Here is a 14,333-nt window from a genome sequence, read left to right as displayed (position 1 = left end):
GTTACCTCCTTAATCCTGAGCACTATGGGGGTCAATCATCTTGCGCAAGCTATCGCCAATCAAATCAAACAGCATAACGGTCATGAGCAGGACCATTCCAGGAAAAAGTGCCAGCCACCACATTCCCAGCGCTAAATATTTCATGCTTTCTGACAAAATAATGCCAATACCGGGCTGTTCAGGCGGCAGGCCAAAGCCTAAAAAGGTAAGCGCGGCTTCATGGAGAATAGCGTGGGGAAAAAGCAGCACTAAGCCAACCAGAAATTGCGGAAAGACATGGGGAAGCATATGGCGCACCACGATTTTCATTTTACTTTGTCCCAGCTTTTCCGCAATTTTGATATAATTTGCTTCTTTTAGCTGAAGAATTTCTCCCCGGATGATTCTGGTTAAAACCGGCCAGTGACTGATCGATACAGCGACTATGACACCGAATGTACCTCTTCCTAAGGCATAAGAAATCAAAATAAGCAGCAAAAGATGAGGAATGCCCATGACTAAGTCGATAAACCAGGTGATCACCGCATCTACTTTTTTCCCTAAGGTTGCAGCTGCCGCGCCCAATATGGTTGCGATAACGGCGCTGATAGTAGAAGCAAAAAGTCCAATATAAATACTGACAGACATCCCCTTCAAAGTACGGGACAACATGTCTCTGCCCAGCCAGTCAGTGCCAAACAGATGAGACATTTGAGGCAGCAGATTTTTTTGGGTAAAGTTTGTTGTTATTGCGATCTCTCCTACCAAAGTACCGATTACCGTAATTGCTGCTAAAAACAGACTGCCAAACGTTAAATAGGCAATGCTCCGGCTTCGTTGATTGAAACTTTTTCTTTGATATTTCTGCAAAACAGTGGCAGAAACGAGCTTGTTCATAGTGCGCTTCCCCGCCTTATTCTAGGGTCAATCATGCCATATAAAAGATTGGCTATAAAATTACCGGTAAACACTAATGCAGCACTGATTACAGCAATCCCTAGCAATAGAGGGGCATCACCGCTTAATCCGGCAGAAACAGCTGCCTTTCCTAAGCCCGGATAAGAAAAAACCTGTTCTACCAGGACAGAACCGCCAAAAATTTCACTAATAGAGGCAAATTGCAGGGTGATAGCTGGCAGCATAATATTGCGGAGAGCGTGACTCTGAATAATAGAGAATCTGCTTTTTCCCCTTGCTTTGGCAAACAGGATATAATCCTCACCCATGATATCAATCATTTTTTCCCTTGTATGCAGCGTTATATTGGCAATTCCGATTACACTCAATGTTAAAGCAGGCAATATCAAGTGCTTTATACTGTCAAGGATGGAAACATCTGCAGCATTTACCCCAATCGGCACACTCAAGCCAATAGGCAGAATCTGCAGCCATACAGAAAACACCATCAACAAAACCAATGCCAGCCAAAACGTTGGCGTACTGGCAATAAGCAGGGAATAGCCTTTAATGAATTTATCAATCCACCGTCCTCGATAGAGACCCGCGATTATTCCCAGAACAAACCCTAACCCACCCGATAAAATCCAGGCAGTCGTCATGAGCAGCATGGAATTCATAAACTTAACATGAATAACACTGGCAACAGGTTGACGATAAAGCAGCGATGTCCCCATATTTCCCTGAATAAAATCAGTAAACCAATTCCAGTATCTTTCGATTGGCGGTGTATGCAAACCAAAATAAGCTTCAAGCTTAGCCAGATTTTCCGCACTTATATTAGCCATACCAACTTCACCAATATAGGCCCGGACTGGGTCAACCGGCGATGCTGAAACCAGAATAAAAGAAAGAATGCTCACCGCAATTAGCAATGATAGTATCTTGATAATACTTTTTCCGGCATATTGTAATATACCGGAACAGGATCGTATATCCATTAAACTACCTCATTTTACAAATGAATAAGCCTATGGTACAGAGAACACTGATTTTCTCTGTACCATAGTGCAAAACCTACGACGATAGATTACTTCCAAGACCAATGATGGACATTATTGACAATTGTCCAGCCATAACCATGAGGATGAATTTTCTTATCAATTACATTCAGGTTTTCCTTAGCAAAATAAATGTGTTTGATTTCCACCAGCCACACCCAGGGAGAATCAGCCTGCGGCGTAACACCGGTTGTACCATCCCATTGCGCTTTTTTCCATAAAGGATAGGAGCCTTCCACAGAATTGGCGGCTAATGCCTGATCGATGTATTGGTCTACCTTTGGATTAGAGTAAGAGGCAAAGTTTTTACCGGTATAATAGTGGCTTCTAACACCAGTAGGCGAATGCAATCCGGCACCAAAAACATGGGGAGTTTCATAGCATAAGGTTGCTATTTTATCCCAGCTTGAGCCTACTGGATTTACCTTAATCCCCACTTGTTTCAGCATTTCTTTTACAGCCATCGCTATGCCGGTCCGAACAGAGTTTGATGAAATATAGAGAAGATCAAACTCGGCTTTTAAGCCCGCTTTTTCATAAATGCCTTCGCTATTTAACTTCCAGCCGTCTGCTTCCAGGATGGCTTTTGCTTTTGCCGGATCATACTGGACTTTCATGGCTTCATTTTCCCATGGCTCATTAATGCTGTCTGTATAGGCTACCGAACCATAGCCGTATAATACGTTTTTAACAATGGACTCCCGGTCAATCGCGCAGGCAATCGCCTGACGAATTGCCAGATTGGCAGTCACGTTATTACCGGCAGGATAGGTCTCGCCATTTTTCTTCGGCACTGTTTTATTGCCTGCAGGAATAGTAGGGAGATTAAGTCCGCGAATATCTACAGTATTAAACGAAAGGATTGTATATCCTTTAATTGGATTTACTGTATAAGACGGAGCTGTATGAGCCACATCTACCTGTCCGCCTTTAGCTGCCGCATAAGCCGCATCTTCCGACATAAAGACAATCGTAACTTTCTTCATTGTTGGTTTTTCGCCATAGTAATTAGGATTTGCTTCCAAAATGACCTGCTGGCCTTTATCCCATTGTTTCAGGATATACCGGCCGGAGCCAATCGGATTTTTGCCATAGGTTGCGGGATTGTAAGCGTGCTTCGGAACAATGCCCACAACTGCAGCCGTATAGGCAAATGCGGAATAAGGTGTATTGAAATGAAAAACAGCAGTCGTATCATCTATCGCTTCTACAGATTTTAACATAGACAAATCAGTCTCGGTTACCTGCTTCATTGCATTATTATAGGTAAAAGCCACGTCTTTTGCCGTAAGTGGCACTCCATCCGTAAATTTCACATCAGAACGAATTTTAAACGTCCAGGTAAGTCCATCCGGCGAAATCGTATACTCTTTAGCCAGATCATAGCCAATCGTAATATCATCTTTAGTAACAAGCAGCGTACTTTGGATAAACGGATCATGTGTATGCTCACCAGCCGCCCAGCCCATAATTGGATCAAAACCTGCAGGCGGTTCTGATTCGGCATCCATGGCAATCACAACACTGTCTTTAGCCGTTGTAGCAGCTCCGCTCTTATCTGCTTTACCACAACCAGCTAATGTAAAGAGGAATACAACGATTAAAATGAATGCGATTTTTTTATTCTTCATACTTGCCTCCCCTGTTTTTTTGCCTTTCCTGTTACCCATGTTCCACGCGCCTCTTTCGCAGTTTTTCCGCAAAAAAAGCGGCATGAAACCACAGGACGCACTGCCCCAAATGGCTTCATACCACTGCTCACTGTTATATGTATTGATATACTTGACTAGTTATCCGTACATATGACTTCTGTCATATTATAAAATCTTCACAATTTCATTTATGTTAAATTATAACAGTTAAAATTATTTGTGTAAAGGTTCCCGCATCGTATCTTTGTTGACAAGCATTGCGTTGTTTGTCAAAAAAAAGTATAATGAGCCCTATAAAACCATGATCCCGTTGGGAGGAACACACTCGTGCGACCGCCATTTATTTATATGACCCGGACAGCAGTGTTAGCCAGTGCCGCTATCATTCTCATGTTGATGGACTTTCCTATCGTATTTATGCCCGGCTTTTTAAAAATGGATTTAAGTGAAATACCCGCTATTATTGGCGCTTTTTCTATGGGACCGCTTGCTGGCTTCTGGGTCATGCTGCTCAAAAATCTGTTGCATTTGACTAATTCTCAAACTGCAGGTATTGGTGAACTAGCAAATTTTTTAGTCGGCAGCGCTTTAGTACTAACCTCCGGTTTTATTTACCGGCGCCACAAGAGCCGCAAAGGAGCGATCCTTGCACTGGCCTTCGGCACTCTTGCTATGACACTGTCCGCCGCAGCACTAAACTATTGGGTATTGCTGCCACTCTATCAGGCAGTGCTCAATTTCCCCGGTGAGGCTGTTGTCAAAATGGGCCATGCCGTCAATCCCTACATCATTGACCTGAAGAGTTTTATTGTTTTCGCAATTATCCCCTTCAATATCCTGAAGGGCCTGCTGGTATCACTCATTACGATTCTGATTTACAAAAAACTGTCCCACCTGCTGCATTAACACTAAGAGCCTGCTTCAAAATAGTATTATTTGAAGCAAGCTCTTTTTTATAATTCTTTTGTCATAAATACGCTGTTACGGTCTTCCTTATAATCAGCAAAGGGCTCGCAGTAATGAAATTCCATGCTTAAATACAAGTTTCTAGCAGGCTCAAATGCAGCCATAGCGCCGGTTTCCAAACTCAGCCGCCGGTAGCCTCGCATTTTCGCTTCGGAAATGATGCAGCTAAGGAGTTGTCTTGCAATCCCTTTTCGCAAGTGATCGGAAGAGGTACGCATAGATTTTACTTCTCCATACTGTCCATTCAGTTCCTTAAGTGCTCCGCACCCTACTAACTCCCCCTGCTCCCAGGCACTCCAAAAAGTAACATCCGGTTTCTTCAAGCCATCCAGATTTAGCGCATGTCTGCTTTCCGGCGGAGAGTGACGAGCTAGCTCCTGGAGATGGCCTCCAATAAAAGCAGCTATTTTGTCCCCGCTTAAATCATCAAGCTTAATATCCAAGAGAATCACTCCTTAATATTATTGAGATATCACCGCTCTCACTTGGCGCTTTCCCATTCTTGTTCTTTAAATCCGACTAATACGTGATCTTCTGATATGAGAATTGGCCGTTTTACAAGCATTCCATCTGTTGCCAGCAAGGCAAGCTGCTCATTATCAGGCATAGCAGGCAGTTTATCCTTCAAGGCCAGGGATTTATACAGTAATCCACTTGTGTTAAAGAACTTGCGCAACGGCAGCTTGCTTTTGGTCCACCACTCCTTCAACTCGTCTTCAGTAGGCTTCTGTTCTTTAATATTGCGCTGTTCATAGGCAATACCGTGGTCATTAAGCCATTTTTGCGCCTTTTGGCAGGTCGTACATTTCGGGTAACAAATAAACAAAAACTTTTTACTCATATACTGCTCTTCCTCCTCTGCACTGATTCTCCAACGATAGTATGTAAGCAATTATTTCTAACCTAACAGTAAAACTCCTGCAGTATTCAAGACCGGAAAGAGTTTCGTTGTGATTAGTTAGGCATGGATTTTTCCCCAGTGACTATATATAACCATAGGCGTTTAATAGGGGAGGAACCGGTCTAATATGACTGCATTTATCAGTACGTTAATCATAAACTTTTTTATTGCATTGGGTGTCATGGTTGGCGCAAGCTTGTTTGCAGGGCTGGCAGCAGTTATCAGCCACCATCCGCCGGTTAAAACGATGGTAACAGTTGCAGATTCTTTAAAGATCTGGGCCGTAGCCGTAGCCTTGGGCGGAACATTTCAATCCATCGAGGCACTGGACCAGGGCTTCTTTCGCGGTGATATTCGCTCTGTTGCCAAAGAGCTTGCCTATGTCCTGGCTGCACTGGCCGGGGCAAATGCCGGCTTTAATTTTATTATGCTGATTAAGCGCTGCGGCCAGGCATGGAGCGATTAATGGCTAACCACAAACCATATTTATTTTTTCTTCTGACCGGTTTTTTAGGCGGCCTCTGGTTAGGCGCTATTCTTGTAACAACTTATACTGGCCATGAGCTGGACTCCTCCTATCAGCAAATCAAAACGCTGCAAACCACCATCAAGGAAAAAGATGCCCGACTGGAAAAACTGGAGGTATCTTCCAAGCAAAAAGGTCCTGTTATAAAAAAAATTGAAGTTGACCTGCTATATGAAGGCGATCAATTGGATAAGGCCGCTTTAGCCAACCATATTAAAGAACAATACTATATGTTGTTCGGTAAAGAAGTTAGCACTCTCAACCCTGATCTAATAACCGGTGTGATTGATAACCGGATTGTCCGGTTTGATGACCGTCATTTCAAACTGGCCGTCCGTAAGATCGTTATTTCCGATATACTGAAGATTTGGGTCACTGCATCCCTACTGAAAAATTAAATCTATTCCAGCTCATCCAGCCCTTCAAACTGCATGTTGTAATACTTGGCATACAACCCGTTTTGGGACAGCAGCGCTTCGTGATTACCGCGTTCTTGAATTCCGTTATGATTAATAACAATAATCTCATCGGCATTGCGAATAGTGCTAAGCCGGTGGGCCACAACAATTGTCGTACGGTTCTTCGAAAGCCGTTCCAGGGACGCCTGAATGTAGCGCTCACTCTCATTATCCAACGCCGATGTGGCTTCATCGAGAATCAGAATCTGGGGGTTCTTTAAAAATACGCGGGCAATCGCAATCCGCTGCTTTTGCCCTCCCGACAGGCGTGTCCCCCGCTCGCCAACATAACTGTCATAACCATCGGGCAAGCTTACAACAAAATCATGGATATTTGCATTCTTCGCCGCCTCAAAGATTTCTTCCTCAGTAGCATCGGGCTTGCCATAAGCAATATTATCCCGTACCGTACCGGCAAACATATACACATCCTGCTGTACAATGCCAATCGCGCTGCGCAGTGATTTCAGCGTTACATCCCGCACGTCCTGACCATCTATCAGCACTGCCCCGCCGCTTACATCATAAAAACGCGGCAAAATGGAGCAAAGCGTTGTTTTACCACCGCCTGAAGGCCCCACCAGTGCTACTGTTTTTCCGGCCTCAATAGCAATGTTAACACCGTCCAGTACTTGGGTATCCTGATTATACCGGAAGGAAACATTTTGATAAACAATATGGCCTTTTACGCTCTGCAGCGGCAACGCATCCGGTTTTTCCAGGATTTCCGGTACGGTATTCACCACTTCCATAAAACGTTTAAAACCGGAATACCCTTTCTGGAATTGCTCTGTGAAATTGATTAACACATCAATCGGATTCATAAAAATGCCGATATACAACGCATATACTGCCAGGTCGGCAACCTGAAGCGTACCTTCCGCAACAAAATAGCCGCCGCTGACCAAAACTGCCGTATACAATAAACCCTGAAAGAGGCCGTTGCCTGCATGAAAGCTGCCCATAATACGGTAGCTGCTGACCTTGGAATCCAAAAACTCCAAATTAGTCGTGCAGAATTTTTCTCGTTCCAGGTCTTCATTAGCAAAGGATTTGACAACACGAATACCGGAAAGACTGTCCTGTACCTGTGAATTCACTCCGGCAATCTTTTTACGGTTATCCATAAAAACAGCTTTCATTCTTCTGTTCTTATAAATACTAAAACAGACCATCAACAAGGTAACTGCCAGGAGAATCAATGTCATTTTGACATTCAGCAGCATTAGCAAGGCAAAGGAACCAACAATCTTTAACGTACAGATAAAAATATTCTCCGGCCCATGATGAGCAAGCTCCGAAATATCAAATAAGTCCGAAACCAGCTTAGACATCATTTCACCGGTATTGTTGCGATCATAATAGGAAAACGACAGCCGCTGGTAGTGATCAAACAGATCCTGCCGCATATCACTTTCCATCCTAGCTCCCATGATGTGTCCCCAGGTAGTAATATAATACTGGCACGCATAGCGGAGCAGATACAACGCAATCATGCCAAAAGCAACCATACTTAACACTTGCTTTATCTCTTCCGCACTCCGGGTAAAAACACCATGGGTAAGAAAGTAGAGAATTTGCGGAAAGGTAATATCTACTAGGGAAACTACTGATGCACAAGCTAAATCAGTAAAAAAAAGCCACCGGTAGGGCTTATAATATTGAAAGAATTTTGACCAGATAGACATAAAAACCTCCGTTTTAGAGAACTCCGTTTTAATAGTCATATCTTACCACAATAAATCGACTGGATGCAAAATCTGGTTAAACAGAAAAATCCGCCCCTCTATGAGGAAGCGGATTTTTTCTTTACAAATATCACGATATCGCCATCTGCCTGTAAGCTCCGGGCCTGTTCAGGCAGCTGTTTAAACTCTTCCACATAAACGGGAGTAAGCACCAGTATTCTCAGCTCCGGCTCCAAAGCCTGCAGCTTTTCCACAACGCCTAAGCGATAGCGGCTGTGGAAATCCCCCTGATAATGGATGATCTTCCTATCCGGATAGCGGCGGTGATGGTCTACAATACTCTCTGCCATCGTATCATCCTTCAGGCATTGGGCACGATAGAAAGCTTCCATTTGACTATCCGTCACCGGCATAGCACTGTGTTTATTGCTCATAGCCTGCATCTGTGCTAAAAACAGCTGCCGGTATTCGCCGTCAGGAGCACGGTGTATGCGCGGCAGGTGTGGAAGCAGAGTGTCGTCAATACCGTCCAATGTTCCCCGTCTGGCATAGTGAGCCGCTATAGAGCGGGGAATATTGGCGGCAAGTACCCGCAGCCCCTCTTCTTTGGCAAACTCGATAAGAGGCCGGTAATCACTCCTGTAATTGGGCCAGGGCCTCGATTGCTCCAGAAATGCAGCTTCCCTCACGCGCCCTGCCAAATAGGCATTGAGAATCTGCTGATTGTCCCGTTCGAACATTTCTAATGATACAGCCACATTAGGATGCTGCTCATAAACTCCAGTCAGCAGGTCCGCTTCCAGGCTGTGCAGGATCTGATTGTCGTGGTATTCGCCGAATACCACGACATCATAGTTGTTCATTTTTTGACTAATAGCATCTACCGTAAGCCGGGAACCAGAAACTGTGTCATAAACTTGACAAGCAGCGGCTTGACCTTCCACTGGGCTAAACAAAATAACCAGTCCCAAAATTGTGAGTAGGACACGCTTAATTACTATTTGCATCTTATAGTTTCACTGTCATGCCGACACGAAGAAGCGATCCCCAAATATTTAGATCATACACTTTTTTGTTAAAGATATTGTCAACGCCTATATAGGTTTGGAAATTTTCATTCCACTCTTTGGTAACGGATACATTCCAAGTATTAAAAGAATATGTTCTTTTAACATTACTAGAGTCTGTTTGATAAAAATCGTTTGACCATGAATTCCATAAGGCTGCGCTTATACCATTTTGCTTATTGTCATCATAGTGAAGTTGAATAGTCCCTTGCTTACGAGCTGTCCCCACTATCTGCTCTTTTGTTTTTGAATTAATTGGATCCAACTGAGTATAGGAGACTTTTATTAGCCAGTTATCAGTAAGATGCTGGCCGAACTCCAACTCCATTCCTTCAATCTCAGCTCTATCGATATTGATGTACTGCATCTCCATTGGAGGAGTAGCTTTTATCACTGTGGATGTAATTTTATTTTTTACATCATTATTAAAATAGCTTACTTTAGCAAATGCTTTGCCGCGTTCCCCTTCAACAGCCACTTCATAGTTCGTCGATTCCTCCGGCTTTAAGTCAGGGTTGCCATTGATGTAGGCCGGCATACCGCTCATCGGCTGCATATACATCCGCATGTACATATCATCAAGGCTAGGAGTTCGATAGCCCTTGCCAGCATTGAATTTCAGCCGCGAATTATCGTTCATTTTATAAGTGGCACCTATTTTAGGACTTACATTGCTATCAAATTTATTGCTGTCATCATAGCGCAGTGAAGGAAGAATCAGCCATCGGTCATTGATTTGATACTCGTCCTGTATGTAGAGAGCAGTGTACTCGATACTGGATTTGCCTGTTTTTAGGCGAGTGCCTGCATAACTTTCCGTACGCATCTCAGCTCCTGATGTCAGGACATGACGCTCATCAAGCTGGCTGGTATTACGGCCTTCCAGTACCCAGGTTTTGCGTTTGGAAAGGTCTAATTCCGGATAATAGACATTGGTATTTAGATTCCGGTAATCCTGCTGCTTATCTTGTTGTCCAAAATAGGTGCGAACTTCATAATCACCCCTGTCATGTTTACCCCTTAGCCCTAAGCTAGCTGACTTTCTCGTATTATCATAGAAAAAATGATTAAATACGCTTGATACCTTTGATATATTTTCCATGTCCTCTTTCAGGTAATCGGCTTTAAAGTCCAACTGCCTGTCACCAGATAATTCATAACTGGCAGCAAAGTTATAAAAATCACGGGTACCATTGTAAGTAGTACTTACTTCTCCCGGTCTATGCAAGGCATCAGTCTCCGAACGTCCAACCGTAAATCCATAAGAGAACGGTCCTTTTTTCCCGGCATCGTAATGCATGGCAAACTGATCAATTCCAAGTCCCGTATCATCACTATAACGCGAAGGACTATAGGATAGAGTGATTTCTTCCTTGCCCGGCTTTTTCGTAATAATGTTAATAACTCCCCCTAAAGCCTCTGACCCATATAGAGAACTGGACAAGCCTCTGACAATTTCTATTCGCTCAACATTCGCCATATTAATCCGCTGCCACTCAAATGAGTTGCCAGTGGCCTGGCTGCCTTCGGACGTCAAACGCAGGCCATCAACCAGAATCAGTACATGACGACTCTCCATACCCCGTACGGATATTCCATTACCGGTCATAGTAGATGTTACGTTAACACTTGTCGCCAAGCGCAGCGCATCTAATAGATTTCTTGCACCCAGTTTATCCAATGCTTCCCGGTCAATGACCTCCACAGCCGCAGGGGTTTCTTTCACATCCCGCTCGGTTCTTGTAGCAGTCACTACCACTTCGCTGAGTTGGAACTGCTCTTCTTCAGCATAAGCCTGCATGCTGAGGGCGGTCATAATGCTGAGACTTAATAAGGCGATCTTACTTTTTCTCCGGCTGGTTGTCATTTTCACTTTAAAACTCCCTTTCTATTTGGCTTCACTGCTATAGAGCAGACCTGACAATACTTCCATTGCTTTCCCAACCTGAGTGCCGGGATTGACTGCAAACAACTGGTACGGCAATTTGTGCACGCGATTTTGGCGGACAGCCAGACTTCCCTGCCAGGCCGGATGGCCTGCCAGTTCATTCTTAAACTTCTCCTCCACCTTGTCATCCGAACTGTGGGTAATAAATAAAATAACTTCAGGACTTGCTTTTGCCACAAATTCCAGACTTAAAGGTACATAACCGGCCATAGCGCCATTTTTATCAGCTTGATCGGATACGTTGATTCCTCCCAGGCGTTTGACCAAATCACCTGTAAAACTGCTGGACAAGGCCATGCTGAAGCTTTCGGTCGTCCCCCATAAGACAAGGACCTTAGGTGCCGGTTTTCCTGCCGTATTCTGCACTGCAGTCTGGTACTGTTTCTCAATCTGCGCAATTTGGCTGGCGGCTTTGTCCGTCTGCCCCGTCAGTTCGCCATAAAAGCGAAGGGTATCCAATATTTGCTGGTAATTATCCATCGTCTGCAGCAGAATGGGGATACCAGCCTTCTCCAATACAGGCACCAGCGCATGGTGGTAGGGAATATTGGCCGCCAGTACCAAATCCGGTTTCATAGCGACAATCTTCTCCAAATCAGGATTAGGCGTCAACCCAACGGTAGGAACCTGCTGCACAGCCGCCTTAACATCGGGAGGCAGCGTCTCGGTCGCTGCCCGCCCGGCAAGGCTTCCGCCTGCAGATACATACAAATCAATGCTGGAAGCGTTCAAAGCAACCACTTTCTTAGGATGAGCCGGAATGGAAACTTGACGTCCCGCGCTATCAGTAACAAGGCGAACGGTTTCATTTTTCATTGTCTCCCGGCTATCCTGACTGTACAGCATGAATCCCCCTACAAGCAGTAAAATGACAATGACGGCACCTGAAATTCTGTTGATCATCCTATGTAAAACCTCACTTCAAAGAAAATATAAAAACCCCGTGCTATTTGTTTGGTAGCAACGGAGCTCTGGGCTCTCTTATCAATATTTACTTGTTGGTATAACCGCTTGTCACTATTATATGTGAGAATGATTATCAATGTCAACTGTATTTTAAATGTTTTTTTCTATTATTTACCTTTTTCCATTAGCCCTGAGCTGCCACCTTATGCATTGTCCAGGAACGTTCTCCATGGAGCAACGTGTTGACGCATTCCAGTACAGATTGCGTAATATTGCCATACCAAAACTGACCGGCAACCGTTAGCCGGCTGATACCGGACCCGCGCTGCAGTAAGCCGCGCTTTTCCCATATTGCCAGCAATTCTTCCAGTTCACTAAGACGGGGGTCAAAGTCTTCAGCAAGCTGCCCAATGTCAAGATAACCCAGTTTCAGCTGATTTTTAACAGCATCATGAAGACTAACCGATTCATGAGCAGCCATCATCATCATGATGGGCTTCTCCTGGTTGTCAATCCGCTGCATATAACGACTCATGTCCCGATCCTGCATCAGCGAAAAACCGCCGACCTTCCCGCCTGCTCCAGCTCCAAAGGGCAGCATCGTGTGCCCCTGCTGGGCCATAATATTATACATATTGCGCTCGCGGTTGGTTTTGGCCCAATGGCAGACACTGATTTGCGAAACAGGCCAGCCTGAAATCGTATTATGAGCGGCAGCAAATAGCTCAGCCTGCTCGCGGATGGTTGCAACTGCAGGCAAACGTCCGGCATCAATCTCTTTTTTGAGAGCACTGTTCTCATAGACATTCAACTGATACAAATCCCAGCCGTCAACTGCTGCAGTCTTTAGAGTCGCAATATCTTCCTGCCACACTTCAGGAGTCTGAAAAGGCAGTCCGTAAATCAGATCGACAATGACGGCAGCCTGATTATAAGCAGACAACGCCTCCAGCCGCCTTAAGACCGTCTCCCGGTCATCAAGTCTGCCAACGGCCCGTCGTACTTTCGTATCGAAGGATTGCACGCCAAGCGAGATACGGTTTACGCCCTGCTCCAGCCAGGTTTCCATTTTCTCCGGTATCAGGTCGTAAATACGCCCTTCCAGTGTTAATTCGCAGTCGTTAGCCAGCGGCAGGTAGTCCTTTACTGCTTGCAGCATCCGCCCTGCATTAGCTGCTGAAAGAGAACTGGGTGTGCCACCGCCGATAAATACGGCATTAACCGGATCGGCAAAGCCGGGACTGGCAGCATTCATTTTTAACTCGGCAACCAGCCGGTCAATATAAGCTGTTTCCGCATCATCCTGGCAATAGTTCTGGAAGAAACCACAATACAAACATTTCTTTAAGCAAAAGGGGATATGGATATAAGCGGACCGCTTCTTTGTCTCGCCTCGCTGCTCTAGCGCCGCCTGCCATAAAGCAGGCCATTTCGCCCGGTCGGGCATAGCTCCCCGGACATCAGCATGCAAAACCCGCTTGGTAGAGAAGGCATCCTGGAGGGGATTATTCGTTTCCTGCCCGACAACCAGCGCAAATATATCAGGCTCCATGGTATCGAGTATTTCCTGAAAGATTCTTGTATGCTTCATACTGTTATTCCTTGCAGCTTGCCTTTAATTTCACTAAATACCGCTTTGGCTTTAGCCAGATCGACACTATCGGGATGCTTGGCAGCTTCTTGATGGCGAGCCAGACGTTCGGCGTTCAGACCGTGCGGGTGCCCTTCCGGCAGCTTCTTGAACTGTTCGATCAGTCTTGGGTCTACTTTCCCCTGGCAGATGAAAGTTCCTGTAAGCTGGTTGCTCTCATCAAGCAAGGCAGCTGCATTGTTCATACTTTGAGCAGCATGCTCTGAATCCGGGTAAGCACCTAACGTTGCAAATAACGCAACCTGCTTATTGCGCAAACCGGCAAGATATTCTTGCGCTTTTTTGTCTGCCGTTCCCCGGTCAACCCAAAAACCAACTGCAACCAAATCATAGCCTTCACCCGTTGGCGCCTGCTCGACAGGAAACAAATCAGCCGCTAGTCCGAAAACCTCGTGAACAGCCTCAGCCACCTGACGGGTATTGCCGGTTAAACTGGAGTATACAATTAACGTTTTCATAAAAATCTCTCCTTTATTTTTATCTTATCAGAAAGTATAACTTTCTGATTGTTGTGCATAAGAACGACATAGGCTTCCACCTGCGTCCTAAAGGACTTGGTGCAAGCCAAGTCTTTTCTAATATTGCTGCCGTACACACTCTCTATTCATTATAAGCATTCAGCCTGTTTGTAGC

14 protein-coding genes are annotated in these 14,333 nt (G+C 45.0%); 3 read left to right on the top strand and 11 right to left on the bottom strand.

Going from position 1 to position 14,333, the window contains the following annotated elements:
- Positions 1-9: 9 nt before the first annotated feature.
- The 3 genes from RTR76_RS15215 to RTR76_RS15205 all read right to left on the bottom strand — a co-directional run bounded on the left by RTR76_RS15215 (position 10) and on the right by RTR76_RS15205 (position 3,568).
- A complete protein-coding gene (locus RTR76_RS15215) occupies positions 10-876 on the bottom strand; it encodes an ABC transporter permease (protein WP_312522116.1) in 867 nt (288 codons plus the stop codon).
- Positions 873-1,877: an ABC transporter permease gene (locus tag RTR76_RS15210; protein ID WP_312522114.1), complete on the bottom strand. Its 1,005-nt coding sequence runs from the start codon at positions 1,875-1,877 to the stop codon at positions 873-875. Before RTR76_RS15210 ends, RTR76_RS15215 begins: the two co-directional genes overlap by 4 nt.
- Positions 1,878-1,966: 89 nt before the next feature.
- The gene (locus RTR76_RS15205) at positions 1,967-3,568 is read right to left on the bottom strand and encodes an ABC transporter substrate-binding protein (RefSeq protein ID WP_312522112.1); all 1,602 of its coding nucleotides are present in this window, start codon (positions 3,566-3,568) and stop codon (positions 1,967-1,969) included.
- A gap of 348 nt (positions 3,569-3,916) precedes the next feature.
- Here RTR76_RS15205 and RTR76_RS15200 point away from each other — a divergent pair, with 348 nt between their 5' ends.
- Positions 3,917-4,495, top strand: a complete 579-nt coding sequence (locus RTR76_RS15200; RefSeq protein ID WP_312522110.1) for an ECF transporter S component — start codon at positions 3,917-3,919, stop codon at positions 4,493-4,495.
- 47 nt (positions 4,496-4,542) lie between these two features.
- Here RTR76_RS15200 and RTR76_RS15195 read toward each other — a convergent pair whose 3' ends face one another.
- Both RTR76_RS15195 and RTR76_RS15190 read right to left on the bottom strand, forming a co-directional pair.
- The gene (locus RTR76_RS15195; RefSeq protein ID WP_312522108.1) at positions 4,543-4,998 is read right to left on the bottom strand and encodes a GNAT family N-acetyltransferase; all 456 of its coding nucleotides are present in this window, start codon (positions 4,996-4,998) and stop codon (positions 4,543-4,545) included.
- Positions 4,999-5,036: 38 nt separating this feature from the next.
- Complete coding sequence (locus RTR76_RS15190) at positions 5,037-5,396, bottom strand: arsenate reductase family protein (RefSeq protein ID WP_312522106.1); 360 nt, start codon at positions 5,394-5,396, stop codon at positions 5,037-5,039.
- A gap of 187 nt (positions 5,397-5,583) precedes the next feature.
- Between RTR76_RS15190 and RTR76_RS15185 the strand changes: the two genes are divergently transcribed.
- Complete coding sequence (locus RTR76_RS15185; RefSeq protein WP_312522104.1) at positions 5,584-5,922, top strand: YtrH family sporulation protein; 339 nt, start codon at positions 5,584-5,586, stop codon at positions 5,920-5,922.
- Positions 5,922-6,380, top strand: a complete 459-nt coding sequence (locus RTR76_RS15180) for a hypothetical protein (protein ID WP_312522102.1) — start codon at positions 5,922-5,924, stop codon at positions 6,378-6,380. The genes RTR76_RS15185 and RTR76_RS15180 overlap by 1 nt, the downstream gene beginning before the upstream one ends.
- Positions 6,381-6,382: 2 nt before the next feature.
- Here the strand turns inward: RTR76_RS15180 and RTR76_RS15175 are convergent, their stop codons facing one another.
- The 6 genes from RTR76_RS15175 to RTR76_RS15150 all read right to left on the bottom strand — a co-directional run bounded on the left by RTR76_RS15175 (position 6,383) and on the right by RTR76_RS15150 (position 14,158).
- On the bottom strand, positions 6,383-8,128 hold the full coding sequence (locus RTR76_RS15175; protein WP_312522100.1) for an ABC transporter ATP-binding protein: 1,746 nt from the start codon (positions 8,126-8,128) through the stop codon (positions 6,383-6,385).
- Between the two features lie 98 nt (positions 8,129-8,226).
- A complete protein-coding gene (locus RTR76_RS15170; protein ID WP_312522098.1) occupies positions 8,227-9,135 on the bottom strand; it encodes a ChaN family lipoprotein in 909 nt (302 codons plus the stop codon).
- 1 nt (position 9,136) lies between these two features.
- A complete protein-coding gene (locus RTR76_RS15165) occupies positions 9,137-11,062 on the bottom strand; it encodes a TonB-dependent receptor (RefSeq protein ID WP_312522224.1) in 1,926 nt (641 codons plus the stop codon).
- Positions 11,063-11,083: 21 nt separating this feature from the next.
- Positions 11,084-12,046, bottom strand: coding sequence for an ABC transporter substrate-binding protein (locus RTR76_RS15160; protein WP_312522096.1), 963 nt, complete (start codon positions 12,044-12,046; stop codon positions 11,084-11,086).
- A 187-nt stretch (positions 12,047-12,233) separates the two neighbouring features.
- Entirely contained in the window at positions 12,234-13,640 is a 1,407-nt protein-coding gene (hutW, locus tag RTR76_RS15155) for a heme anaerobic degradation radical SAM methyltransferase ChuW/HutW (RefSeq protein ID WP_312522094.1), read from the bottom strand.
- Positions 13,637-14,158 (bottom strand): flavodoxin family protein, encoded by a 522-nt coding sequence (locus RTR76_RS15150; protein ID WP_312522093.1) that lies wholly within the window; start codon positions 14,156-14,158, stop codon positions 13,637-13,639. Before RTR76_RS15150 ends, hutW begins: the two co-directional genes overlap by 4 nt.
- Between the last annotated feature and the right edge of the window lie 175 nt (positions 14,159-14,333).

The organism is Anaerospora sp. (assembly GCF_032013335.1).
Classification (GTDB): Bacteria; Bacillota; Negativicutes; order Sporomusales; family DSM-15969; genus Anaerospora.
This window is presented reverse-complemented; position numbering and strand designations above follow the sequence as displayed.

What these genes read in the sequence shown, in the direction of transcription:
- RTR76_RS15215 (WP_312522116.1), bottom strand. Translation starts at nt 876, where the DNA reads ATGAACAAGCTCGTTTCTGCCACTGTTTTGCAGAAATATCAAAGAAAA.
- RTR76_RS15210 (WP_312522114.1), bottom strand. Translation starts at nt 1,877, where the DNA reads ATGGATATACGATCCTGTTCCGGTATATTACAATATGCCGGAAAAAGT.
- RTR76_RS15205 (WP_312522112.1), bottom strand. Translation starts at nt 3,568, where the DNA reads ATGAAGAATAAAAAAATCGCATTCATTTTAATCGTTGTATTCCTCTTT.
- RTR76_RS15190 (WP_312522106.1), bottom strand. Translation starts at nt 5,396, where the DNA reads ATGAGTAAAAAGTTTTTGTTTATTTGTTACCCGAAATGTACGACCTGC.
- RTR76_RS15185 (WP_312522104.1), top strand. Translation starts at nt 5,584, where the DNA reads ATGACTGCATTTATCAGTACGTTAATCATAAACTTTTTTATTGCATTG.
- RTR76_RS15180 (WP_312522102.1), top strand. Translation starts at nt 5,922, where the DNA reads ATGGCTAACCACAAACCATATTTATTTTTTCTTCTGACCGGTTTTTTA.
- RTR76_RS15175 (WP_312522100.1), bottom strand. Translation starts at nt 8,128, where the DNA reads ATGTCTATCTGGTCAAAATTCTTTCAATATTATAAGCCCTACCGGTGG.
- RTR76_RS15170 (WP_312522098.1), bottom strand. Translation starts at nt 9,135, where the DNA reads ATGCAAATAGTAATTAAGCGTGTCCTACTCACAATTTTGGGACTGGTT.
- RTR76_RS15165 (WP_312522224.1), bottom strand. Translation starts at nt 11,062, where the DNA reads ATGACAACCAGCCGGAGAAAAAGTAAGATCGCCTTATTAAGTCTCAGC.
- RTR76_RS15160 (WP_312522096.1), bottom strand. Translation starts at nt 12,046, where the DNA reads ATGATCAACAGAATTTCAGGTGCCGTCATTGTCATTTTACTGCTTGTA.
- hutW (WP_312522094.1), bottom strand. Translation starts at nt 13,640, where the DNA reads ATGAAGCATACAAGAATCTTTCAGGAAATACTCGATACCATGGAGCCT.
- RTR76_RS15150 (WP_312522093.1), bottom strand. Translation starts at nt 14,158, where the DNA reads ATGAAAACGTTAATTGTATACTCCAGTTTAACCGGCAATACCCGTCAG.